Here is a 24,607-nt window from a genome sequence, read left to right on the forward strand (position 1 = left end):
CCTCCTCTCGACTCAGTCGTTTGCGTTTTTTTGTTTGAATGCAAGTTTTACGGATACGAGTACCGCGAAGACTGCGATGAGCAGACAGGCGAAATCAAAGCCGGAAACGGCTTCAAAGAACGAAACGTTTTTATCGGTGACCGCTTCCGCAACCGCCGGAATGACGGTCATGCAGGAAAACAGCGCCGCGGGCAGCGAAAGCCCGACGACCACCGCGGTCGATGCCGTAAAGCCCTTTGCGGTCGATTTGAAGAAATAGAGCAGGAACATCACCGTGCTTGCCGTCATCAGCACGTGGTAATAGTGGGCGGATATATTCGCGACGCGCGTGTATCCGAGAAACTCGTACGCGAGCTTGACGAGCAGCCAGATCAGCGGGATCAGCGCAAGCAGCAGCGAGAGTTTGTATTTGAAGTCGAAGCCGGTGAATATCTGACACGCAAAGATGACTATTACTATCGCCGAAATGAATTCGAACACTCCGAGCAGCAGTGCGAACGCGTCAAACGGCGTGTCGGAGAGGACGTTTTCCAGCACCTTTTGCACTGCGTCGAAGCCGAAAGCGATTGCGGCGGCAAAAAGCACTGCGCCCGACGCTTTCGGGGCGACCGTTTCGCCGCCGTTATCCTTGCGCGTAAGTATCATAACGACGACTGCGAATACTATCGCGAGTATCGAAATCAGCGCCGCAAAGGTGAATTTCTGTCCTCCGAGCATCACGTGCGGAAATGAATCGTCACTCAGCGAGAGCAGGCGTAGAACAGTTCCGGCAACGCAGAAGACGGGCGTTGCTATGACGAGGGATTTTCTCATATTGTTTCCTCCGATTTGAGCCGCGTGCGCGGCGGATGCGTTATCCTCTTTCCGAGAGGGGGGTGTAAGGGGCTTTTTTCAGTACTGACATATACGCCGGACGGATTATTCTGTTGGAGACGGTTATCTCTTCGATGCGGTGGGCGCACCAGCCGGCGATACGCGCCGTTGCAAATATCGGCGTGAAGAGTTCGCGCGGCAGGTTGAGCATCGTATAGACAAAGCCGCTGTACATATCGACGTTGGCGCATATGGGTTTGTCGTTCTGCTTGACCTCGGCGAAGGCCGTAGGCGCGAGGCGTTCGACGGATTCGATGAGCTTGAACTCGTCGAGCATATCCTTCTTCTCCGCGAGGGAGGAGGCGTACTTCTTGAGCAGCACGGCTCTCGGGTCGGAGAGGGTGTATACGGCGTGTCCCATTCCGTAGATGAGGCCGCTGCCGTCGCCCTTTTCGTGGCGCAGGATTCCTTTAAGATACTCGAGCACCTCTTCGTCGTCTTTCCAGTCGGAGACACCGGACTTGATATAGTCCATCATCTCCGTGATCTTGAGGTTCGCGCCGCCGTGCTTGAAGCCCTTGAGCGCGCCGACCGCCGCGGAAATCGCGGAGTACGTGTCGGTTCCGGAGGAGGAGAGCACTCTGCAGGCGAAGGTGGAATTGTTGCCGCCGCCGTGCTCGGCGTGAAGCATCAGGCAGACGTCGAGCAGCGTCGCTTCTTCCTCGGAGAAGTGCATATCGGGGCGCAGGAAGGTCAGCAGGCATTCCGCGGTGGAGAGGTTCTTCGGTATCGGGTGCAGATACATGCTCTGGTTGTCGTAATGCCTGCGTTTGGACTGGTAGGCGTATGAAACGATCGTAGGCACCCTCGCGATTATTTCGATCGACTGACGGAGCAGCGTTTCAAGGTTGACGTCGTCGGGGTTCGGGCAGTAGGAGTATAGGTTGAGTATCGCGCTTTCCAGCTTGTTCATTATATTGCGGCTGGGGGTCTTGATAAGCACGTCCTCGATGAAGCCGTGCGGAAGCTCGCGGCACTCGTCTATCGCCGCGCGGAAATCGTCGAGCTGCTTCTGTGTGGGCAGGGAGCCCATCAGCAGGAGGTATTCCGTCTCCTCGAAGCCGAAACGGTCGTCGGCTCTCGCGCCCGCGACGAGTTCATTGACGTCGATGCCGCGGTATATGAGCTTGCCTTCCTCGGGAACTTTCTCGTTTTCGTTTATGACGTAGCCGTGGACGTTGCAGATGTTCGTCACGCCGGCGACGACGCCGGAACCGTCGCTGTTGCGGAGTCCGCGCTTGATGCGGTAGTTGTCGCGTGCGTAGCGTTCAACGTCGATGTTGTTATATTTGTCGTGTTCGCCGCATAGAGTCTCTATGTAGTCGTCCGACAGCAGGGGTTTTCTTTCTGCCATAAGGGTCGCTCCTTGTGCGTGTATGATTATACACATTTATTCTACTACTTATTATCGCAACAGTCAACAAAAAATTACCACGGAAATCCGTTTTTTGAAAGGAAAAAGCAATGAAAAGGATACTCGCCGTCTGTTTCTGTTACGCCGCGGTGCTGTTCGCGGTGCCGTTTTTCGTTTCGCGGCCGGGCGCCGCGTCCGCGGAGAAGGGGGAAGCCGCTTCGCCGCCTGCGTGGGGAGACACACTGAAGGTCTATAACCATAAAACGGACAAGGTCATGTTGCTTGACGCCTTCGACTACGTCGTCGGAGTCGTCGCTGCTGAGGTGCCCGCGACCTACGAGCCGGAGGCGCTGAAGGCGAACGCCGTCGCCGCGTATACCTACGCGATACGCAAGAAGGAGTACACCGAGGCGCACCCCGGTTACGCCGAAAACGAGCACAAAGGCGCTCACGTCTGCACGAACTACGCCCACTGCAAGAGCTGGAAAAGCGAGGAAGAGCAGCGCGAGATGTGGGGGAGCAAATACGATGAATACCGCGCTCGCGTCGAGGACGCAGTCCGCGCCGTCTACGGCGAAACGCTGCTGTACGAAGGCGAACCCGCGCTGACGGTATTCTATTCGATATCGGCGGGCTCAACGGCGGCGTGCAGGGACGTCTGGGGCAACGACGTGCCGTATCTGCAGAGTGTAGACAGCAGTTGGGACGAAAACGAAAAGGGTTTTTTGTCGACCGTAACGCTTTCCGACGCGGAGGTGAAGGAGAAGCTCGCGGACTGCGCGCTTCCCGACGCGCCGGAAGAGTGGCTGACCGTGACCGACCGCGCGGAAAGCGGCTACGTCCGCGCCGTAACGGCGGGGGATAAGACCTTCACCGGCGGCGAAATACGCAAGCTGTTCTCGCTGCGCTCGAATTGCTTCGAGATCGCGCACGCGGACGGAGCTTTCACTTTCACCGTCAAGGGCTACGGCCACGGAGTCGGCATGAGTCAGACCGGTTCGCAGGCGATGGCGCTCGCGGGCAGCGGCTACCGCGATATACTTTATCACTACTATCCGGGCACGGTGATCGCCGAGCGATACGAGCCCGCCGAAAAAGCGGAATAATTATTTGCATTTTCTATTGAAATACGCGGCGAAAAATAGTATCATATAGTAGTTGAGAAAAACCCTTGAACGCGAAAGGGGAATGAAAATGCACGAGTATTACGAAAGCCCGCTCTGCAAGCGCTACGCGGGGAAGGAAATGAAGCGCGTCTTTTCCGACGACGTTAAGTTCGCGACGTGGCGAAAGCTCTGGATCGCGCTCGCGGAGAGCGAAAAGGAGCTCGGACTGCCGATAACCGACGCGCAGATCGCCGAGTTGAAGGCGCATATTGACGATATCGACTACGACTTCGCCGCCGCCAAGGAGAAGGAAGTCCGCCACGACGTTATGGCGCACGTCCACACCTACGGAGAGAAATGCCCGAACGCAAAGGGGATAATCCACCTCGGCGCGACGTCCTGCTACGTCTGCGACAACGCCGACGTTATCATTCAGCGGCAGGCGATGCTGCTGATAAAGCGCGAACTGCTCGCGGCGATAAGAGCGGTAGCGGAGTTCGCGGAGAAGTACAAGGGCGTTCCGACGCTCGCGTATACGCATTTTCAGGCTGCTCAGCCGACCACCGTCGGCAAGCGCGCGACGCTCTGGCTGCAGGATCTGCTGATGGATCTCGCGCAGGTGGACTTCGCTGTAATGAATATGAAGCTGCTCGGCTGCAAGGGTACCACCGGAACCGCGGCGAGCTTCCTCGAGCTGTTCGACGGCGACGCTGCGAAGGTAGAGGAGCTCGAGAAGCGCATCGTCGCGAAGCTCGGCTTCGACTCCGCGTACGCCGTCAGCGGCCAGACCTATACGCGCAAGGCGGATTTCGCGCTGCTTTCGGTGCTTTCCGGCATCGCGCAGAGCGCGCATAAGTTCTCTAACGATATCCGCCTGCTTTCGCATCTGAAAGAGGTGGACGAGCCGTTCGAGAAGGGGCAGGTCGGCTCCTCCGCGATGGCGTACAAGCGCAACCCGATGCGCAGCGAACGCATCGCTTCGCTTGCGCGTTACTGCATCTGCGATCTGACCAACCCCGCGATAAACGCCGCTTCGCAATGGCTCGAGCGCACGCTCGACGACTCCGCGAACCGACGCATCGCGATACCGGAAGCGTTCCTGTGCGTCGACGCGATCCTCGCGCTGTATATCAACGTCGTTTCCGGTTTGAAGGTCTATCCGAAGATGATGGAAAAGCACCTCAAAGAGGAACTGCCGTTTATGGCGACAGAAAACATACTTATGTACTGCGTTTCCCGCAAGGGAGGAGACCGCCAGCGGCTTCACGAGGCGATACGCCTTCACTCCGTCGCCGCGGCGGAGCAGGTCAAGCTGAACGGCGGCGAAAACGACCTGCTCGAGCGCATCCTCGCGGACGCGACCTTCGGGCTGACGCGCGAAGAGCTTGACGGAATCCTCGACGCGGGCGGTTTCACCGGTCTCGCCGAGAAGCAGACGGAGGATTTCCTCGCGGGTCCCGTCAAGGCGGCGCTGGACGCGAACGCGGGTTTCGAAGCGGTCGACGTCGAGATAAACGTGTGACGCTGTACGAATAAAAAAACAACGGCTTGAAGCTATTGCTTCAAGCCGTTTTCTTATTCTGCAATTCAGTTGCTGCTGTTTGAAATGCCTTCGATAACGAGGTCGATCTGCTTTGAATACATCTCGCGGACCGAGAGCCACGAGCGGTTGTTCTCGACCGAGTCGAGGATGAAATCCCAGGTGTCCGATAACTCGACAAAGGTGTATTTGTTCTCATAATAGCGCGGCTTGCGCATTCGCAGGAACTGCTCGGTCGACCAGTTGTTCAGCTCGCACTGCGCGTTAGTGGAAACGGTGTCGAGCTCGGGAGTCTGCTTGTAAAAGTTGAAGATCTCAATAAACGCCAGCGCGGCTTCCGTATCCTTCGCGCCTATCGGTATTGCGTGCCCGGAAAGCGCGTAGTCCTGTCTCGGGCCGAGGTCGAGACGGGAGTTCGTCGGCGCGGGCACGAAGTCGATCGTTCCGCTCAGATTCATCTCCGCAAAGGGCGCGGACATCGAAAGCCAGTTGCCGTACCAGAGCATCGCGAGCTTTCCCGAGGCGAAGTAGGGGAGCGCCTTGTCCTGCTTGCAGGTCACTCGCGAAACGTTGATCTGTTCGTTGAGGTAGGAGATCGCGTCCGTCACGGCGTCGCTGCCGACCGTGTTTACGTATCCGTCGCCGGACTTGACCGAGAGCTGCGCGTCGAACATCGCGAATACCTGCCGCATCCACGTGTGGTCGTAGCCGAAGCCGTAGAGCTGCACGGCGCCGTCCTGCCTGACGGTCAGCCGCTTGCATATGCTGTCGAACTTATCGAGCGTCCATTCGCCTTTATCGTAGAGCTCTATCGGATCCTCGACGCCGCGTTCCGAGAATATGTTCTTGTTATACCAAATGAAGTAGTTGGAATTGAACTCGGGCGCGATGAGTATCTGCCCGTTGTACCTGACCGTGTCAAGGAAGGGCTTCAGGTCGATCCAGTTGCGGCTGTCCCAGTCTATCAGACCGGTAAGGTCGGTAAAAAGTCCCTGGCGCATAATGCCGGCAACGTCGCCGTCGCGGACTTTGTACAGATCGGGCGCGTTTTCCGCGAGGACCATAGACTGCAGCTTCGTTCCGCATTCGGCGTAGGGCGCCGTAATGAATTTTACCTGCGGGCCGCCGTATTTTCGCAGGTAGCTGACCATATGTATCGAGTCGGGCGTATCCGCGTCCCAGTGGCTGAGCAGGGAAACGGTGCGACCGGTCATTTCATACTGCGGCGTGACATATGGCGTGCCGTCTTCGTCGACGAAGGTTTCGACCTCGCCGAGATCGAGTTCGGTCAAACCGGGCTGGTAGCTCATATCGATACCGTCGCCGCTCGAAGCCGCTGAAGAGTCTGTCGGCAGATTCGGCTTGGCGGGCGTACGGGAACAAGCCGCGCACGCGCATAACGCGCATAGAGCGACCAGAAGGGCGGGTATTCGTTTTTTTACCGTGTTTGTCATTTTGCCGCCTTTCACGGAAATCGTTCCGCAAACTAAATCATTATAATTTTATACGTAAACCGCAATATTTTCTTGTCGGTGGGTGATATTTTTACCGTTCGGTGATATTTGTTTCGTGAAATGTTTGTTAAAATTGATAGGCCGGTTCGACTGACTGCGGTGAGGGTTGTGAAAAGAAAACGAAAATATTGATATTTTTATATTTGTGAAAATAACTATTGTAAATCTTCGCCGTATTTGTTATAATCATACTATCAGTAATTATGGGTTACTATGAAGAATTGTACCCGAAATGTACCCGGCGCCGCGCGCCGGTATGAGGTGATTATTTGAAAAACAAACTGTTCAGATTTCTGAATACGGACTTGATTTTCCAGCTTTGCGTATACACCGCGATATGCGTCGTGTGCTATATTTTCATGGGCTTCACGAAGCTGTTCTTCATCGTGCTCGGGATCGTGCTTTTCGGGCTGCTTGTGCAGATGCTTCGCAAGTGGGCTATCTCGCGCAACGTCGTCTCGAAGCTGAAGAGCCTTGTCCGTACGCTCGAGACCGCGGAGAGCGGATCCGATTCGATGTTCCCGATGCCGACCGTCATAGTCGGAAAAAACGGGAATATCGCGTGGTACAACGAGCTTTTCTTTGCATACGTACTGGGCGGAGCGGACGCGATGGATTCGCCGTTCTCCGCGATAACGGGCGAGCTTGACTACCGTGCGCTCGGAGTCGACACCGGCGCGGGCGAATGCTGCTTCGACGGCAGGTATTACATGGTTTACGCCGCGGGCAACAACAGCCGCAGCGAAAAGATGCGCGCCTATTACTTCTCCGATATAACCGAGCTGAAGGAGACCGCCATCGAATACGAACTGAGCAGACCCGCGGTCGCGCACATCTCCTTCGACAGCTACAACGAGCTGATGAAGAGCGTCAAGGACAGCGAAAAGACGATACTCGCCGGCCGCATGGAGCTCATCGTCCACGAGGGGCTCGAGAAGTACGGCGGCGCGATGCTGAAGACCGCGCCCGATCACTACGTGCTTGTTTTCGAGCAGCGGCACATTCCGGAAATGAAAGAAGCAAAGTTTGACCTGCTCGACAAGACGAGGGAGCTTTCCGGCGGTGAAAACTCGCTGTCGACCATCTCCATCGGCATCGGCTACGGAGGCGACGGCTTCGCCGCCTGCGACGAAATGGCGGTGGAAGCGCTGGATATGGCTCTCGGCAGAGGCGGCGATCAGGCGGCGCTCCGCAACGCCGACGGCTTCGAGTTCTACGGAGGCAAGTCCCGCGGAGTCGAGAAGCTGACGAAGGTCAAGACGCGCGTCATCGCCACCGAAATACAGGGCGTTATTTCAGACTCCGACAACTGTCTGATTATGGGACATAAGTACTCGGATTACGACGCCATAGGCTCGGCGATCGGAATGTACCGCGCCTGCATAAACACGGGTAAGCAGGCTCACATCGTCGTAGACAAGAACTCCACGCTCGCGGGTGACATGATCGAAGCGTACGGAGAAATGAGCGAATACAGACACGTCTTTGTCGCTCCGGATAAGGCGGCCGACCTGATAACTCAGAATACGCTGCTGATAGTCGTTGACGCGCACCTTATCGAGCATATAGAATCGAAGCGCATTTACGACGCCTGCGAAAAGGTCATAGTCATCGACCACCACCGCAAGGGAGTCGACTACATCGACAGAGCCGCGGTTTTCTGCCACGAGCCGTTCGCGTCGTCTGCCAGTGAAATAGTCACCGAGCTCGTGCAGTATATGAACAACGTCCAGCTTATAAAGACCGACGCCGAAGCGCTGCTGACCGGCATAATGCTCGACACCAAAAAGTTCTCCGTCCGTACCGGCGTGCGCACCTTCGACGCGGCTGCGTACCTGAAAAAGTGCGGCGCCGACTCCGCCGAGGCGCAGAAATACTTTGCCAAGGATATGCGCGAGTATAAGTTCATGTACGAGGTCATCTCGAACGCGAGGGAATACAAGGGCTGCGCGATCGCGGTCTGCCGAGGTAAACGCGCCGCCGAATACAAGGTCATGGCGGTGCAGGCGACAGACGAGCTGCTGAACATAAACGAATTCAAGGCCTCGTTCCTCGTCTACGAGGAAAGCTACGGAGTCAGCGTATCCGCCCGTTCGATGGGCGCGATAAACGTTCAGGTCATAATGGAAAAGCTCGGCGGCGGCGGCCATCACACTATGGCGGGCGCGCAGTTCGAGAACGCTTCGGTGGACGAGATCTACGAGCGGCTCTGCGACGCCATCGACGAGTATATGAAGGTCAACAAGTAGTTTTAAGAAAGGGAGACGCGCTATGAAGGTCATACTCAAAGAAGACGTAAAGGGCTCCGGCAAAAAAGGCGAGCTCGTGAACGTGGCGGACGGTTACGCCCGCAATTTCCTCATTCCCAAGGGGCTGGCGATCGAAGCCAACGCGACGAACCTCAACGTTTATAACGAACAGAAGGCCGCCGCGAAATACCGCGCCGACGAGGAGAAAAAAGAAGCGGAGCGCATAGCGGGAATGCTGAACGGCGCGAAACTGACCGTCAACATCAAGGCGTCCAAAAACGGCAAGCTTTTCGGCTCGCTGACATCCAAGGAGGTCTCCGCGGCGATTTCCGAGCAGTTCGGCGTCGACGTAGACAAGCGCAAGATCGAGCTGCCCGCCGTCAAGGAAGTCGGCGAAACGGAAGCTAAGCTGAAACTGTATCAGGGCATTTCCGCCGCTCTTAAGATCGACGTTGTCGGGCAGGAGTTCTGATCGTCCTTCCGCTCGCAAATAACAGCACAGACAGAAGGTGTTCAAGTGGCATTTGAAGATATAAAATACCCTTACAGCCTCGAGGCTGAGCAGGCGGTGCTCGGCGCTCTTGTGGTGGATCCGGATCTTATCAACGATATAGCTCTGCTGCTTCATCCGGACTGTTTCTATATACAGGAGCATGCGGCGATCTATGAGATCCTGATAAAGATGAGCGATCTCAACAAGCCGATAGACTTCGTCACGCTGCTCGAGGAGGTCAAGGCGGCGGGCGTTTACCGCGACGACGACGAGGCGAAGGAATACCTCGTCAACCTTGCGCAGACCGTCCCGACGTCGCACAACGTCAAGAACTACGCCAAGATAGTTGCGGACGACTATATCCTGCGTTCGCTGATTACCGCCTCCCGCGATAATATAAACGACGCCACCGACAGGGGAGCCGAAGTCCGCGAGGTAATGGATTCCGCCGAGAACCGTATCTACGGCATAATGAACGACCGCAACCGCATCCGCCTGACTCCCATAAGCGAGGCGATGCAGGCTTCGCTCAAGAGCATGGAGGATCTTTCCGACCCCGAGAAGCGCGGAGATATAATGGGCGTCAAGACCGGTTTTTCATCCATCGATCAGTACATAACCGGTATGAGGAAGTCCGATCTCGTGTTCGTCGCCGGCCGCCCCGGCTTCGGTAAAACGTCTCTCGCGCTGAACATTGCGACAAACGTCGCCAAAGCTGGTAAAGGCGTCGCGTACTTCTCGCTCGAAATGTCCGCCGAACAGCTCGCGACGAGGGTGCTTGCGAGCGAGGCGATGGTGGACAGCAAAAAAATGCTCCGCGGCGAGCTTGAGGACGAGGACTGGATAAAACTCTCCAACGTCTGCGGATCGCTTTCAAAGGCGCCGATCTACTTCGACGACACCTCAAACATAACCATCACGGAGATGAAGGCGAAACTCAGACGCTTGAACAGTATAGGAAAAATAGGACTTGTGATAATCGACTACCTGCAGCTGATGTCCACCGGCAGGCACAGCGACAACCGCGCCAACGAAGTTCAGGAGCTGACCAGAAATATGAAGACGATGGCCAGCGAGCTCGGAGTCGCGGTGCTCTGCTGCGCGCAGCTCAACCGCGAAGCGGCGAAGCGCTCAATGAGCACGAAGGGTGAAACGAGGCCGGTGCTTTCAGACCTGCGTGAATCCGGCTCCATCGAGCAGGACGCCGATATGGTAATGCTGCTTTTCAAAAAGAACGAAAACTCCTATGAGGAGTCGGAGGATAAGGACACCGTCGAATGCATCGTCGCGAAAAACCGTCACGGCGAGACCGGCACGGGCTTGCTCCGCTGGATAGGTAAATACACGCGCTTCGTATCCATAGATACGAAAAGGGAACAGTAATGAAAGAATCGGTCCTCGAAAAAGTCAGAGCGTATATCTCCGAAACGCATATGATTTACGCCGGAGATAAGGTGCTGCTCGCGCTTTCGGGCGGAGCGGACTCCGTCGCGATGGCGCATATTATGCTGACTCTTTCGGAGGAAACGGGGTTTTCCGTCTGCGCGGCGCACCTCAACCACTGCCTGCGCGGGGAGGAATCCGACTACGACGAGCTGTTCGTCCGCAATTTCTGCGAGGCTAACGGTCTTGAACTGAAGGTCGAGCGCGACGACGTCGCCGCGCTTGCCGCCGCGTCGAAGCGCGGGATAGAGGAGACCGCGCGCGATGCGCGTTATGATTTCCTTTTCCGCGCCGCCGAGGAGTTCGGGGCGGACAGGATAGCCACTGCGCACACGCTTTCAGACAACGCGGAAACGCTGATATTCAACGTCGTCCGCGGCAGCGGTCTGAAAGGGCTCTGCGGCATTCCGGAAACACGCGGCAAGCTTATCCGTCCGTTGCTGAGGTTGACGCGCGTGGAAACGGAGGGCTATGACAGGGAGTGCGGACTGCCGTTTGTCACCGACAGTACGAACTCGGACACCGAATATACGAGGAATTATATCAGGCATGAGATAATCCCGCGCCTTACGGAACTGAATCCGGCTTTTCTGGCTTCCGTTGAAAGGCTCGCAGCCGCGGTCAAGGAGGACAACGCCTTCATTGAGCGCGAAGCGGATCGCCTTCTCGCCGTCGCAGGAGAGAAAAAGTGCGATCTTCAGACGCTTCGAGAAGCTGATCCTGCCGTTGTGAAGCGTGCGCTGTCGCGCATCTACGTCGACTTTACCGGCAGACGGCTCGACGCGAAGAATCTTAACGCATTCCTCGCGTTCGCGGTCTCGGAAGGAGACGGAAGAACGCAGCTGCCCGGCGCCTTCGCGGTCAAATACGGAGGGAAGCTCTCGCTTAGCGACTCCGCGGAGCGAAAGCAGCCGAAGCGCTTCTACCTCGCCGCCGAAAAGGCAAACGTTCTTCCCGACGGAAGGAAGGTTACAATAAGCGTCGAAAACGGAGGAACTGCGGTTGACAAATTCGCGGTGGACGCGTCGGCGATTGTCGGCGGTCTGCGGCTGAGGCTGCGTGTTCCGACGGACGAAATGCGCCTGCCGAAGCGTCCGACCAAGTCGCTGAAAAAGCTTTTTTCCGAGCAAAGGATCCCGATAGAGGAGCGCGACCGCGCCGTCGTCCTGTGCGACGACAAGGGCATAGTCTGGGTGGAAAAGCTGGGAGCGGCGGAGCGTACCGCGGCTACCGTTTTTACCGACAAGATCATAAAAATAGATATAAAACCGGAGGGGTAAAAAATGGAAAACGTAAAAATGCTCATCACCGAGGATGAGATCAAACGCAGAGTGGCCGAGCTCGGCGCGCAGATCACCGAGGACTACGCCGGAAAAAGCATACTGCTTATAGGCGTTCTCAAGGGAGCTGCGGTCTTTATGTCGGACCTTATGCGCGCGATAAATCTCCCCGTTGAGATAGATTTCATGGTCGTGTCGTCATACGGCGCCGGAACGCAGTCCGCCGGCAACATCAAGATCGTCAAGGACACCGACGTTTCCGTCGAGGGAAGGGAAGTTCTCATCGCCGAGGATATACTCGACACGGGCATCACCCTGTATAACCTCAAGGAACTACTGATCAAGCGCGGAGCGAAGAGCTTGAGAATCTGCACGATATTCAACAAACCCGCCCGCCGCAGAAGTCCGATCGAAGCCGATTACGTCGGATTCGAGGTGCCTGACGAATTCGTCGTCGGCTACGGACTCGACTACGACCAGCAATACCGCAATCTTCCTTACCTCGGAATACTCGATCCGAGCGTATACGGCGGTTGATACAGAGAATAACATTACCAAGGAGAAATGCTATGAGAAGATCAAGAGGCGGTATCGTACTGCTCGTGCTTATAGTCGGAGTGCTGCTCGCTTCGCTGCTGCTTTCGCAGGGCGGCTCGTCCGAGAAGCGTACGTATTCCGAAATAATCGACCTGTTCAAACAGGGAAAGGTCGAGAGTTATTCGCTTAATATCAGCAACGGCAAGCTCGTCTTTTTCACGAAGGAAGCGCCGACTAAAGAGGAGAGCTTTTCGCTGCCCTCCGCGTCGCTTTTTATCGACGACGTCAGAGATATAGTCAAAGAGCAGCACGATAAAGGCACGATCAAGGTATACGACTACACCAAATCGTCCGACTGGGCGGGATATCTCGTTTATATCCCTTACGTTCTGATGTTCGGTCTGATAATATTCTTCATGTTCCGCACGATGAACAACGCCAACCGCAGCGAGAACCGCGCCATGTCCTTCGGCAAGCTGAAGGTGCGTATGGCGAATAACGAGAAGAACAAAAAGACCTTTGCCGACGTCGCCGGCGCCGAAGAGGAGAAAGAGGAGCTCGCGGAGATCGTCGACTACCTCAAAAACCCGACCAAGTATATGGAGATCGGCGCGCGTATCCCGAAGGGCATACTGCTCGTCGGCCCTCCCGGCACCGGTAAAACGCTTATAGCGAAGGCGACCGCCGGAGAAGCAGGCGTACCCTTCTTCTTCATTTCCGGCTCCGACTTCGTCGAGCTGTTCGTCGGCGTAGGCGCGTCGCGCGTCCGCGACCTGTTCGATCAGGCGAAGAAGAACGCCCCCTCTATCGTTTTCGTCGATGAGATCGACGCCGTCGGCAGACAGCGCGGCGCGGGTCTCGGCGGCGGTCACGACGAGAAGGAGCAGACGCTCAACCAGCTGCTCGTCGAAATGGACGGCTTCTCGGAGAACGAGGGAGTTATCATAATGGCGGCGACCAACCGCCCCGACATCCTCGATCCCGCGCTGCTTCGTCCGGGTCGTTTCGACAGGCAGGTATACGTCAGCGCGCCCGACATAAAGGGACGTGAGGAGATACTCAAAGTCCACGCCCGCAACAAGAAGTTTGAGCCGGACGTCGACTTCAAAACGATAGCCAAGACCACGGTCGGCTTCACCGGCGCGGATCTGGAGAACCTGCTCAACGAGTCGGCGCTGCTTGCCGCGCGCGCCAACCGCAAGGTCATTTCCGCCGCGGATATCGAGAACGCCGTCATGAAGGTCGTCGCCGGCCCGGAGAAGAAGTCCCGCGTCGTTTCCGAAAAGGAGAAACGCCTGACCGCGTATCACGAAGCCGGCCACGCGATCGTTACCCACTTCCTGCCGAGCTGCGATCCGGTTCATCAGATCTCCATTATGCCCAGAGGTATGATGGGCGGCTTCACCCGTTTCCTGCCGAAAGAGGATAAGAGCTATACCTCCAAGACCGAGATGCGCGAGGAAATTTCCTCGCTGCTCGGCGGCAGAGTCGCCGAAGCGATTGCGCTGGGCGACATCTCCACCGGAGCGTCCAACGATCTTGAACGCGCCACCCGTATCGCGCGCAACATGGTCACTAAGTACGGCATGAGCGACGCGCTCGGCTCCGTGACCTTCGGCAGCGAACACGACGAAGTCTTCCTCGGCCGCGACCTGACCACGTCCAAGGTCTTCTCCGAAACCACCGCAGCCAAGATCGACGAAGAGGTCGAGAAGATCATCGGCGCCGCCTATAAGAAGGCGGAGGATATACTGAATTCCAACCGCGATAAGCTCGATGCCGTCGCCGCGCTTCTGCTCGAAAAGGAGACGATCGGCTCCGCCGAGTTCAATTCCGTATTTGCCTGATAACCGCGAAAGGACGGACACACCCTTGAACAGAACCATGAAACGCATTCTCTCGCTGCTTGCCGCTCTGGCGATATTCTCCGGAACGGCTGTTTCCGCGTCCGTGCTCAACCCCATAGCCGACGACCGCGATTCCATGATCGCAGCGATAGACGACGGTTTGCGCGAAGCGTTCGGCAGCGGCGAAAGCGAGGTGGATTTCGCCATAACCGGCGCCTTCGTTTCGCAGTTCAGGGCGACGGACGAAAAGTTCGAGCCGGAAGAGGAGTACTTCACGTCCAAAAACCCGATTCTGAAGTATAAATACACCGCCGGCAACGACTATATCGGTCTGAAGATGTCGAGAGTCGACTGGAAGGTCAGCTATACTTTTGATCCGCAGACGTCGGCGGTCGACACATTCAACGTCGTATGCCTCGTCGAGAAGTGGCATGAGACGCCGAAGGAGACGGAATACGTTGAGAAATACGCGCGGGAAAATATCGCGGCGATCCTCAACGGCGCGGAAACTGAATACGATAAAGTCAAGAACATCCACGACTGGATGATACTTAATTTCGATTACGCCTACAGCGACACCTATAACGCCAAGTCGCATTCCGCTTACGGGATGCTTACCAACGGCAGGGGAGTATGTTCGGCGTACGCCCTGCTTTTCGACGTGCTTTGCCGTACCGCCGGTCTGAATACGCGCATCGTCTTTTCTGAGAAGACCTACGCGGTGACGAGCAGCACGTTTTACGTTCACTGCTGGAACATGGTCGAGGTCGACGGTAAGTGGTACCACATCGACGTGACGTGGGACGATCAGCCGCACCTCGGCAACGGAGTGGTTTATAATTATTTTCTTAAAAGCAGCGACTACTTCCTGAAAAACAGCCACCTCTGGGACGACCGCGAGGAAGGCCTCGGCACGCCGTATCCGGAAGCGAAGCGCAATCACTGGAACGCGCCCGGCGCGTCCGGCAGCGACAACATCACGCGTCCGATCGAGGGCGATAAGCCGAAGGTGGTCGAGCGCGCTATAGGCCTTGAATCGAGCGTTCCGGAGCCGGTCGAGCTTGACGAAAGCTCTTCTGCCCCGGAGCCGGCGGCGAGCTCGGCGTCTTCCGAAGGCGCCGCCGCGGTCGGCAGCTCCTCGCCGCTGCTGTTCATCCTTGCCGGCGCGGCGTTCTGCGCCGCGGTCGCCGTTGTCGCGGTAGTTATCGTCCGCGGCAGGAAGAAGCGTTCCGCGTCCGCTCGGGAGGTAAAGTCCGATGAAACTCCGAAGAGTAGCGGTGTTTACGATTCCTACGATTCTTACGATGGGTTTGACAGCTGATGCGTTATTACGATCCGGAATACGAGAATAAAGTCAGAGAGTTCGTCGAGGGCTCCGGCCGTAAGGCGTACATAAAGACCTACGGATGCCAGCAGAACGTCAGCGATTCCGAAAAGATCGCCGCGCTCGCGCAGAATATGGGCTACGAGCTCTGCGATTCGCCGGAGGGCGCGTCGCTCGTCGTTTTCAACACCTGCGCCGTGCGCCATTCCGCCGAGCAGAAGATACTCGGCAACGTCGGACTGCTCCACGCACTCAAGGAAAAGAACCCCTCCATGATAACCGTACTCTGCGGCTGTATGACCCAGCAGGAGCATATGGTGGAGGATATAAAGAAACGCTATTCCTTCGTCGATATAGTCATCGGCACGTCGGCGATCCACGAGCTGCCGCGGCTTATCTTCAGCCGCCTGACCGGAGGCAAGAAGATACGCGCGCTTTACGACGAATCAGGCGAGATAGTCGAAGGCATCGGCAACGTGCGCAACGAGGATTTCCGCGCCTTCGTGCCGATAATGTACGGCTGCAACAACTTCTGCACCTACTGCATCGTGCCTTACGTGCGCGGCAGGGAACGCAGCCGCCGCGCGGAAGACGTGCTCGCCGAGGCGAAGAAGCTCGTCGCTTCCGGCTGCCGCGAGATAACGCTGCTCGGGCAGAACGTCAACTCCTACCGCGAGCCGGAAACGGGTGAGAACTTCCCGCAGCTGCTCCGCAGGGTGGCGCGTATCGAGGGGGATTTCAAGATCCGCTTTATGACCTCGCACCCGAAGGACGCGTCGGACGAGCTTATCGACGTTATCGCGTCCTGCGACAAGCTCGCCAAGCACATACACCTTCCGGTGCAGTCGGGCTCCGACCGCATCCTGAAGGCGATGAACCGAAAATACACCCGCGCCGACTACCTCGCGCTCGTAGGGCGCGCGAGGGAGCGTATAGACGGGCTCTGCATAACCTCCGATATGATCGTCGGCTTCCCCGGCGAAACTGAGGAGGACTTCGCGGATACGCTCTCCCTCGTCGACGAAGTGGGGTACGATTCGCTTTTCACCTTCCTTTATTCGATAAGGGAAGGCACTCCGGCCGCGAAGATGCCGGACCAGATCCCGCGCGACGAAAAGCAGCGCCGTTTCGATGCGCTCGTCGAGCTGCAGACGCGCAAGGGCTTCGAGCGCAACGCGGCGATGAAGGGGAAGGAATTCACCGTGCTCGTCGACGAAGTCAAGGGCGACTCGGAGGGCGGTATGAAGCTGCTTTCCTCCCGCACGGACGGCAACAAGATTGTCGAATTTGAGGGCCCGGCGGAGCTTTACGGAAACTACGCGCGCGTGCGCGTTACCGAGCCGATGAGCTGGCTGCTCAAGGGCGAGCTTATCGGATAAGAGATTTCAAAATAACACACAGAAACGGAAGCGAAACAATGCCGAGATCACCTATGATCCTTCAATATCTCGCCGTCAAGGAGAAGCATCCCGACCACATCCTGTTCTTCAGGCTGGGGGATTTTTACGAGATGTTTTTTGACGACGCCAAGCTCGCTTCCGGCGTGCTCGATCTCGTGCTGACCGGCAGGGACTGCGGCGACGGCGAACGCGCCCCGATGTGCGGCGTGCCTTACCACGCCTGCGACGCTTATATAGCCAAGCTTATCGCGAAGGGGTACAAGGTCGCCATCTGCGAGCAGATGGAGGACCCCGCGACCGCGAAGGGCATCGTCCGCAGGGAAGTCATCCGCATCGTCACGCCCGGCACGGTCATGAGCCCCGATTCGCTCGAGGAGGGCAAAAACAACTACATCGCCTCCGTGCATTCGTCGGAAGACGGGCTCGGAATGTGCTTCGCCGACATAACCACCGGCACTCTATGCTGCCTTACCGACGGCTCCGAGAAGCGCGCGGAGAAGATAATCAACGAGCTCGGGCGCTTTTCGCCGAGCGAGGTCATCCTTTCCGCCGCGACCAAGCCGATAAAGGAGGTAACTGACTTCCTCGACAGACGCACCGGCACGGTCATAACCTACGGCACCGGCGACGCGAATCTCGACAGCTGCATCCGCATAGTCGAGGATCACTTTCACAAAAACGTGCTCGCGCTCGGCATAAGCGCGATGCCCGCGGTGATAATCGCGCTCGGCAGTCTGCTCGACTACCTCTATGAAACGCAGATGACCGCAATCGCGAACATCACTGATATAACCTTTGTCAGCGAGGATCAGTATATGCTCCTCGACGTCAGCACGCGCCGCAACCTCGAGCTTACCGAAACGATGCGCACCGGCGAAAAGAAGGGCTCGCTGCTACACGTCCTTGACCGCACGAAGACGCCGATGGGCAAGCGTATGCTGCGCGGCTCGCTCGAAAAGCCGCTCATGAAGCCGGAATATATCCGTATGCGTCTGAACGCGGTGGAGGCGCTGCTCGCCGACAGCATAAACTTAAGCTCGCTGCGCGAAACGATGAGCGGCGTGCGCGATATCGAGCGCCTCGCCGCGCGCATTGCGTACAGGACCGCGGGCGCGAAGGAGCTTCGCGCACTCTGCCTTTCACTGATGCCGCTGCCCGAGATAAAGGCGACGCTCGGCGGCTTCGGCGACCCGATGCTTCAGTCGCTCTGCGAGTGCGTCGATCCGCTCGACGACGTCTGCTCCGATATCGACCGCACGATCACCGACGATCCGCCGGTATCCGTCCGCGAGGGCGGCTTCGTCCGCGACGGCGTGGACGCCGAGCTCGACGAGCTGCGCGGACTGCTGAAAAACCTGCGCGGCGTTCTCGCCTCTATCGAGGAGCGTGAGCGCGAAGCGACCGGTATAAAGAATCTGAAAGTCAAATACAACAAAGTTTTCGGCTACTACATAGACGTCACGAATATGTATAAGAACCTCGTGCCGGAGCATTACATCCGCAAGCAGACGCTTGTCGGCGGCGAACGCTACGTCACCGAGGAGCTCAAGGAGCTCGAGGTGAAGATCTCCACCGCGGACGAGCGTATAAACGACATAGAATACAGCGTTTTCACCGCGCTCCTCGAGAGGGTGGGGAAGCAGCTTTCGCGCATGCAGGCGACGGCTTCGGCGGTCGCGATGATCGATATGCTCTGTTCCTTCGCGGCGGTATCGTCGTCGAACAGATACGTCAAGCCGGAGATCGTCAGCGAGGGCGTCACCGAGATAACCGACGGCAGACATCCCGTCGTCGAGAATATGCTGCCGGACGGGCTATTCGTACCGAACGATACGAGGCTCGACCTCGACGGGAATATGATAGCGATAATCACCGGCCCGAATATGGCGGGCAAATCGACCTATATGCGTCAGGTCGCGCTGATAACGATAATGGCGCAGATAGGATGCTTCGTTCCGGCTTCGAAGGCGAAGATAGGCATAGCCGACAAGGTCTTCACCCGCGTCGGCGCGTCGGACGATCTCTCTATGGGGCAGTCGACCTTTATGGTCGAGATGAGCGAGGTCGCGTATATACTGAAAAACGCGACGCGGCAGAGCCTCGTCATCTTCGACGAGATCGGGCGCGGCACGTCGACCTACGACGGAATGAGCATCGCCAGAGCGGTCATAGACTACGTTGCGGACGTCACGAAGTGCCGCACGCTGTTCGCCACCCACTATCACGAAATAACCGATCTTGAGGCGGAAATGCCCTGCGTCAAGAATTACAACATAACCGTCAAAAAACGCGACAAGCTCGTTTTCCTGCGCAAGATCGTACGCGGCAGAGCGGACGACAGCTACGGCATCGAGGTCGCCGACCTCGCCGGAGTGCCCGCCGAGGTCACCGATCGCGCGCGTCAGATCTTAAAGAGCCTCGAGGCGAACGGCGTCGAGCGCCGCGCTCCCGCGCCGGTCCCGCAGCGCGAGGCCGCGGGGGAGATGGGCGCCGCGCTTCTGGAAAAGCTTCGCAGGGTGCAGGCGGATACGCTTTCGCCCATCGAGGCGCTGAAGCTGCTCTACGAGCTTTCCGCAGAAGCGAAGGAGGCTGAGAAAGAATGATAAAGGTACTCCCGAAAAACGTTTCCGAGCTGATCGCCGCTGGAGAGGTCGTCGAAAGACCGGTTTCCGTCGTCAAGGAGCTCGTTGAGAACAGTATCGACGCCGGCGCGCCGGATATCACCGTCGAGATAAAGGACGGAGGCATAACCTACATCCGCGTCAGCGACAACGGCTGCGGCATCCCGCGCGACGAGGTGCCGACCGCGTTCCTGCGCCACGCAACGAGCAAGCTGCAGAACGCCGATCAGCTCAACAGCATAGAAACCATGGGCTTCCGCGGTGAAGCCCTTGCCGCGATCTGCGCCGTTTCGCGCACCGATATGATCACAAAATGCGCTTCCGACGAGGTCGGGACCGCTGTGCGCTACGTCGCAGGCGACCTCGATTCTTGCGAGGACGCCGGTTGCCCGACGGGTACTACCGTCGTCGTGCGCGATCTGTTTTTCTCGACTCCGGCGCGTATGAAGTTCTTGAAAAAGGACGCTTCGGAAGCGGCGGCGGTCGCGTCGTTTATGGACAGAGTCGCGCTTGCGAACACCGGCATAGCGTTCAAGTTTATAAAAAACGGCGCGGAGGAAATGCGCACGCCCGGCGACGGACGCCTCGACGCAGCGATCAACGCCGTCTTCGGCAGGAAGTTTGCGGAAACGCTCGCTCCCGTAGAGGGCAACAGCTGGGGCATCGGCGTGAGCGGCTTTACGTCGCAGCCCGCGTTCCCGCGTGCGAACCGCAGTATGCAGATATTCTTCGTCAACGGCCGCCTCGTCAGGTCAAAGACCTTCACGGCCGCGCTTGACGCCTCCTACGCGAACCTCGTTCCGTCGGGCAAATTCGCGGCTTGTGTGCTGAATCTGACGCTCAACCCGGCGCTCGTCGACATAAACGTCCATCCCGCGAAGCTTGAGGTGCGTTTCACGGACGACCACGCGGTCTTTGACGCGATTTATCACGCTGTAAAGAGTGCGCTTCAGGGCAAAAAGGACGACATCGGAGTATCACCGTCCAAGGTCGTTGAGATAGGAGAGCTTAAGAGCGACGTGGTGAGCGCCGCTCCGGTGAAGAGCATTTTTGCCGCTCCGGCGGCGCATACGCCGGCGGAACAGACGCGAATACCGGAGACCGAAGCCAGGATAAGCGTACCGAGAGTCGCGTCTTTCCAGTCAGGGAAGCAGGAGGAACGCGCCGTATCAGTCGCCGCGCCGTCTTCATCTCCTTCGCCGGCGGCGAATACCGCGCCCCGCGAGCCGGAGGCGCCGTTCTTTGAACCTTCCGCGGTGAAGGAGGAAAAAACTCCGGTCGTCCGACAGGATACGACGAAAACCGACGTCGTTCACGGTTATAATTACGTGGGAGAGGTTTACAGGACCTATCTTGTTTTTGAGAGCGAATCGGGCGTGCTCTTTGTGGACAAGCACGCCGCTCACGAACGCATTATATTCAACAGGCTCAAAAAGAGCTTCAACCCTGATTCCGACGCGCAGCTTCTGCTTTCTCCGGTTACCGTTTCGCTCGACAAAACCGAAGCTCGGACGATACTCGACAACGTCGAAACGCTCGCTCAGCTCGGCTTCGACGTAGAGGATTTCGGCGCGGGGCAGGTCACTGTCAGAAGCGTTCCCGTCAAGCTGAACGACGACGACGTTTCGTCGCTGCTTCAGCTCATGGCGGAAAAGCTCCCGAAGGGCGGCAAGCGCAGCGTAAGCGAAGCGTTTTACGACGACGTCCTCCACTCGGTCGCCTGCAAGGCTGCCGTTAAAGCCGGCAGACGCAGCAGCGAGGAGGACGCCGAAGACATCCTGCGTATGCTTGACGAGGATCCCGACGCGCGTTTCTGCCCTCACGGCCGGCCCGTCTGCTTTGAGATAAAGCGCGGCGACCTGGATAAGCAGTTCCTTCGCTGATATGGATAAGAAGCCGAAACTGCTCGTTATCTGCGGTCCTACCGCGGCGGGGAAGACCGCCGTGGCGGTCGAGACCGCCAAGCTGCTTGACGGAGTCATTATCTCCGCCGATTCGATGCAGATATACAAGGAGCTTTCGATAGGCACCGCCAAGCCGACTTCCGAGGAGCTGGACGGCGTTGAATGCCGCCTTATCGACTTCGTCGAGCCGGACGGCGACTATAACGTTTTCCGCTTCAAGCAGGACGCCGAGCGCGAGATCGACAGCGTGCTTTCTTCCGGCAGGACGCCGATACTCTGCGGCGGCACCGGCCTCTATATCGACGTGCTCGCGTCAAACACCGCGCTGTCGGACGAAAGCAGCGACGAAACCGTCCGCGCGGAGCTGAAAAAACAGGCGGCGGAGAAGGGAAGCGCGGAGCTGCATCGTCAACTTGCGGAGGTTGACAAACCTTCCGCCGAGCGCATCCATCCCAACGATACGAAGCGCGTCATACGCGCTCTCGAAATATACCGCGTGACCGGCAGACCCCAGAGCGTTTGGGACGCCGAATCTGTGCGCGAAAGCCGTTATTCCCTCTGCAGGATTCTGATAAACTGCCGCGACAGAGCGGAGCTTTACGGGCGCATAGACCGCCGCGTCGACGCGATGATCGCCGCGGGACTTCGGGACGAGGCGAGGCGCGTCTTTGACGCGTACGATCCCGACAAAATATCCGCTATCGGCTATCCCGAGCTTTTCGCGTACTTCCGCGGGGAGTGTGCGCTGGACGAAGCCGTCGCGAAGATAAAGCAATACAGCAGGAATTACGCAAAGCGTCAGCTTACGTGGTTCCGCAGAGGAGAATACATCGGCGAGTTCTTTACCGACGAACGCTCCGTAAAGGAGATAGCCGCGGACGTCGCGCAGCTTTTCGCGTCGTTCGGCGGATAACGTAAAAACGACGAAAGGAGTAGGCTATGCAAAAAACGCAGAACTTGCAGGATCTGTTCCTCAACGCTTGCAGAAAAGAGAACACGCAGGTAACGGTCTTCCTGAAAAACGGCTTTCAGTTCAACGGCGCCGTCAAAGCTTTCGACAGCTTCACCGTTTTGCTGATTTCCGGCGGGAAGCAGATGATGGTCTATAAGCACGCGATCTCGACCGTGGTTCCGGCGGGGCACGTTGCGATGGAACACGCTGAGGAAGAATAAGATCCGAAAAGGGTGAAGGAGAGTTGAAAAACAACACCGGCAGGTTCATATCAATCGTCGTGTCCGTGCTGTTGATAGCGTACGTGGCCTATAACATCTTCAATCTTGTTTACGATCCGGTAAAAACGGAACGTGCGTTGAGGGTGAGGGTGGACGACAGCATCACGGTCGCGGGCGTTGCCCTGCGCTCCGAAAGGCTCGTCGACACGTCGGCCTCGGGTATCGTGGATTATCTTGTCAGCGACGGAGCGCGGGTAGCCAAGGGCGAACGCATAGCCAGAATATACGCTTCCGCATCGGGAGCGGACGTCGAAAAACAGCTTCGCGAGACCGAAGCCGAAATCGCGCGCCTTGAAGCGGCGCTCGGCGCTCAGGGAACCGGAGTAGACGCCTACTCAATAGAAACAAATATACGCGGCGGATTTGCGAAGCTCGCCGACGCCTGCCGCGAAGGAAGGCTGAAGAACGTCGGAGCCGTTATGGACGAAGTGCTGACCGACTTCAATATGCGGCAGGTGGTGCAGGGAAACGTGGAGGGATTCACGGCGCGCCTTGAAGAGCTGAAAGCGGAACGCGACAGACTTCAGGAAACGCGTGCCGGCGATTACGACACGGTGACTTCGCCCGATTCCGGTTACTTCGTCAGCTACACAGACTCGTTCGAGAACGTTGCCGACTACGACAGCATAACCGAGCTTACGCCGAAGGAGATAGCGCGTATCTGCGAAAGAACGCCCGAAGTGTCCGAAGACTCCGGCACGGGGAAGCTTATAGATCAATACGAGTGGTTTTACGTCGCGCCGATTTCCGAAGCCGACGCGGCGCGGCTCGAGGTTGGCAGAACGCTGCCGGTAAGGTTTTCGTCCTCGCTTGCTTACGACGTGTATTTCACGGTCGAGAAGCTTGAAGCGGACGAGGAAGGCAACAGGGCGGTCATTTTTTCGTGCAATAACGTCAACAGCGAGTTGGCGTGCATGCGCGTTGACAGAGCGACCGTGAAGCTCAACAGCTTTTCAGGGGTCAGAGTCAATTCCGACGCGCTCCGCGTTGTCGACGGGGAGCAGGGCGTATACATCGCCCGCGGCCAGAAGGTCGCCTTCCGCAAGGTCGATCTCGTCTACACGGGCGACGGATACGTGATTTCGAGGATCAGGAGAGACGATCCGTCGATGCTGCAGCTTTACGACGACGTAATAATCGGCGGCAGGAATATGTACGCCGGAAAACTCATCTGATCGGAGGACGAAATGGGAATATCCGATAACATATCGACGATAATGTCGAATATCTCTGCCGCCGCCGTAAGAGCCGGCAGGTCGCCGGAGGAGGTCACGCTTGCCGCGGTGACGAAATTCCAGAGCGCCGAACGCGTTAACGAGGCGATCGCCGCGGGAGTCCGCGTCATCGCGGAGAACCGCGCTCAGGAGCTTGCGGAAAAATATCCGCTCATAAACAAGCCCGAGGGGCTTGAGATACACTTCATCGGGCATCTGCAGAAGAACAAGATCAAATACATAATCGACAAGGTCGATATGGTCCAGAGCGTCGATACGGTCGAGCTCGCGCAGGCGCTTTCGGCGGCCTGTGAAAAGCGCGGCAGAGACCTGGACGTGCTTGTTCAGGTGAATATCGGAAACGAACCGCAGAAGTCCGGCTTTGCCGTGTCCGAAGCGGTCTCCGCCGCGTTGGAGATAGCCTCGATGCCTCGTCTGAAACTGCGCGGACTGATGGCGATTCTGCCGCTCGGAGTCGAAAAAACGGAAGCTTTGAAACTTTTTTCCGAAATGTGCAAACTGTTTCTTGACATACGAGGTAAAATAAGCGATAATAAATATATAAATATACTGTCGATGGGCATGACCGACGACTACGAATGGGCGGTCGAAGGCGGCTCCACGCTCGTCAGAGTCGGCAGAGCTATTTTCGGAGAAAGAAATCAAATATAAAGG

At 57.3% G+C, this 24,607-nt stretch carries 19 protein-coding genes; 16 read left to right on the forward strand and 3 right to left on the reverse strand.

Annotated elements, in window-relative coordinates; all coding sequences use genetic code 11:
* Positions 1–12 precede the first annotated feature (12 nt).
* Together J5441_05685 and J5441_05690 are read right to left on the reverse strand one after the other, a co-directional pair.
* Positions 13–813, reverse strand: coding sequence for a hypothetical protein (locus J5441_05685; GenBank protein ID MBO4934638.1), 801 nt, complete (start codon positions 811–813; stop codon positions 13–15).
* A 40-nt stretch (positions 814–853) separates the two neighbouring features.
* The gene (locus tag J5441_05690) at positions 854–2,227 is read right to left on the reverse strand and encodes a citrate synthase (protein MBO4934639.1); all 1,374 of its coding nucleotides are present in this window, start codon (positions 2,225–2,227) and stop codon (positions 854–856) included.
* Between the two features lie 110 nt (positions 2,228–2,337).
* On the opposite strand from J5441_05690, the gene spoIID reads away from it, so the two are divergent.
* Entirely contained in the window at positions 2,338–3,333 is a 996-nt protein-coding gene (gene spoIID / locus J5441_05695) for a stage II sporulation protein D (protein MBO4934640.1), read from the forward strand.
* 88 nt (positions 3,334–3,421) lie between these two features.
* Complete coding sequence (locus J5441_05700; GenBank protein ID MBO4934641.1) at positions 3,422–4,855, forward strand: adenylosuccinate lyase; 1,434 nt, start codon at positions 3,422–3,424, stop codon at positions 4,853–4,855.
* Positions 4,856–4,920: 65 nt separating this feature from the next.
* Here J5441_05700 and J5441_05705 read toward each other — a convergent pair whose 3' ends face one another.
* Entirely contained in the window at positions 4,921–6,327 is a 1,407-nt protein-coding gene (locus J5441_05705; GenBank protein ID MBO4934642.1) for an extracellular solute-binding protein, read from the reverse strand.
* 329 nt (positions 6,328–6,656) lie between these two features.
* On the opposite strand from J5441_05705, the gene J5441_05710 reads away from it, so the two are divergent.
* The 14 genes from J5441_05710 to J5441_05775 are packed head-to-tail and all read left to right on the forward strand — an operon-like array spanning position 6,657 to position 24,604.
* Entirely contained in the window at positions 6,657–8,636 is a 1,980-nt protein-coding gene (locus tag J5441_05710; GenBank protein ID MBO4934643.1) for a DHH family phosphoesterase, read from the forward strand.
* Between the two features lie 22 nt (positions 8,637–8,658).
* The gene (locus J5441_05715; protein MBO4934644.1) at positions 8,659–9,108 is read left to right on the forward strand and encodes a 50S ribosomal protein L9; all 450 of its coding nucleotides are present in this window, start codon (positions 8,659–8,661) and stop codon (positions 9,106–9,108) included.
* An 18-nt stretch (positions 9,109–9,126) separates the two neighbouring features.
* A complete protein-coding gene (gene dnaB, locus J5441_05720; GenBank protein ID MBO4934645.1) occupies positions 9,127–10,512 on the forward strand; it encodes a replicative DNA helicase in 1,386 nt (461 codons plus the stop codon).
* On the forward strand, positions 10,512–11,852 hold the full coding sequence (gene tilS, locus J5441_05725) for a tRNA lysidine(34) synthetase TilS (protein ID MBO4934646.1): 1,341 nt from the start codon (positions 10,512–10,514) through the stop codon (positions 11,850–11,852). The genes dnaB and tilS overlap by 1 nt, the downstream gene beginning before the upstream one ends.
* Positions 11,853–11,855: 3 nt before the next feature.
* Entirely contained in the window at positions 11,856–12,389 is a 534-nt protein-coding gene (hpt, locus tag J5441_05730; GenBank protein ID MBO4934647.1) for a hypoxanthine phosphoribosyltransferase, read from the forward strand.
* Between the two features lie 32 nt (positions 12,390–12,421).
* The gene (ftsH, locus tag J5441_05735; protein ID MBO4934648.1) at positions 12,422–14,236 is read left to right on the forward strand and encodes an ATP-dependent zinc metalloprotease FtsH; all 1,815 of its coding nucleotides are present in this window, start codon (positions 12,422–12,424) and stop codon (positions 14,234–14,236) included.
* Between the two features lie 25 nt (positions 14,237–14,261).
* Positions 14,262–15,557, forward strand: a complete 1,296-nt coding sequence (locus J5441_05740; GenBank protein ID MBO4934649.1) for a hypothetical protein — start codon at positions 14,262–14,264, stop codon at positions 15,555–15,557.
* Positions 15,557–16,939, forward strand: coding sequence for a tRNA (N6-isopentenyl adenosine(37)-C2)-methylthiotransferase MiaB (gene miaB / locus J5441_05745; GenBank protein MBO4934650.1), 1,383 nt, complete (start codon positions 15,557–15,559; stop codon positions 16,937–16,939). Before J5441_05740 ends, miaB begins: the two co-directional genes overlap by 1 nt.
* Before the next feature lie 38 nt (positions 16,940–16,977).
* Positions 16,978–19,563 carry a DNA mismatch repair protein MutS gene (mutS, locus tag J5441_05750; protein ID MBO4934651.1) on the forward strand — a complete coding sequence of 862 codons (2,586 nt, stop codon included), beginning with the start codon at positions 16,978–16,980 and terminating at the stop codon, positions 19,561–19,563.
* The gene (gene mutL / locus J5441_05755; protein MBO4934652.1) at positions 19,560–21,464 is read left to right on the forward strand and encodes a DNA mismatch repair endonuclease MutL; all 1,905 of its coding nucleotides are present in this window, start codon (positions 19,560–19,562) and stop codon (positions 21,462–21,464) included. Before mutS ends, mutL begins: the two co-directional genes overlap by 4 nt.
* Before the next feature lies 1 nt (position 21,465).
* Entirely contained in the window at positions 21,466–22,398 is a 933-nt protein-coding gene (miaA, locus tag J5441_05760; protein MBO4934653.1) for a tRNA (adenosine(37)-N6)-dimethylallyltransferase MiaA, read from the forward strand.
* A gap of 26 nt (positions 22,399–22,424) precedes the next feature.
* Positions 22,425–22,658 (forward strand): RNA chaperone Hfq, encoded by a 234-nt coding sequence (gene hfq, locus J5441_05765; GenBank protein ID MBO4934654.1) that lies wholly within the window; start codon positions 22,425–22,427, stop codon positions 22,656–22,658.
* Between the two features lie 23 nt (positions 22,659–22,681).
* Positions 22,682–23,893 (forward strand): hypothetical protein, encoded by a 1,212-nt coding sequence (locus tag J5441_05770; protein ID MBO4934655.1) that lies wholly within the window; start codon positions 22,682–22,684, stop codon positions 23,891–23,893.
* Between the two features lie 12 nt (positions 23,894–23,905).
* Positions 23,906–24,604, forward strand: a complete 699-nt coding sequence (locus tag J5441_05775) for a YggS family pyridoxal phosphate-dependent enzyme (protein MBO4934656.1) — start codon at positions 23,906–23,908, stop codon at positions 24,602–24,604.
* Positions 24,605–24,607 lie beyond the last annotated feature (3 nt).

It is taken from the genome of Clostridia bacterium (assembly GCA_017620395.1).
Classification (GTDB): Bacteria; Bacillota; Clostridia; order Oscillospirales; family RGIG8002; genus RGIG8002.

Bases quoted from the DNA above. Each gene is read 5' to 3' on its own strand.
- J5441_05685 (MBO4934638.1), bottom strand. From the start codon at position 813: ATGAGAAAATCCCTCGTCATAGCAACGCCCGTCTTCTGCGTTGCCGGA.
- miaB (MBO4934650.1), top strand. From the start codon at position 15,557: ATGCGTTATTACGATCCGGAATACGAGAATAAAGTCAGAGAGTTCGTC.
- miaA (MBO4934653.1), top strand. From the start codon at position 21,466: ATGGATAAGAAGCCGAAACTGCTCGTTATCTGCGGTCCTACCGCGGCG.
- hfq (MBO4934654.1), top strand. From the start codon at position 22,425: ATGCAAAAAACGCAGAACTTGCAGGATCTGTTCCTCAACGCTTGCAGA.
- J5441_05705 (MBO4934642.1), bottom strand. From the start codon at position 6,327: ATGACAAACACGGTAAAAAAACGAATACCCGCCCTTCTGGTCGCTCTA.
- tilS (MBO4934646.1), top strand. From the start codon at position 10,512: ATGAAAGAATCGGTCCTCGAAAAAGTCAGAGCGTATATCTCCGAAACG.
- J5441_05690 (MBO4934639.1), bottom strand. From the start codon at position 2,227: ATGGCAGAAAGAAAACCCCTGCTGTCGGACGACTACATAGAGACTCTA.
- mutL (MBO4934652.1), top strand. From the start codon at position 19,560: ATGATAAAGGTACTCCCGAAAAACGTTTCCGAGCTGATCGCCGCTGGA.
- mutS (MBO4934651.1), top strand. From the start codon at position 16,978: ATGCCGAGATCACCTATGATCCTTCAATATCTCGCCGTCAAGGAGAAG.
- J5441_05715 (MBO4934644.1), top strand. From the start codon at position 8,659: ATGAAGGTCATACTCAAAGAAGACGTAAAGGGCTCCGGCAAAAAAGGC.
- hpt (MBO4934647.1), top strand. From the start codon at position 11,856: ATGGAAAACGTAAAAATGCTCATCACCGAGGATGAGATCAAACGCAGA.
- ftsH (MBO4934648.1), top strand. From the start codon at position 12,422: ATGAGAAGATCAAGAGGCGGTATCGTACTGCTCGTGCTTATAGTCGGA.
- J5441_05700 (MBO4934641.1), top strand. From the start codon at position 3,422: ATGCACGAGTATTACGAAAGCCCGCTCTGCAAGCGCTACGCGGGGAAG.
- spoIID (MBO4934640.1), top strand. From the start codon at position 2,338: ATGAAAAGGATACTCGCCGTCTGTTTCTGTTACGCCGCGGTGCTGTTC.
- J5441_05775 (MBO4934656.1), top strand. From the start codon at position 23,906: ATGGGAATATCCGATAACATATCGACGATAATGTCGAATATCTCTGCC.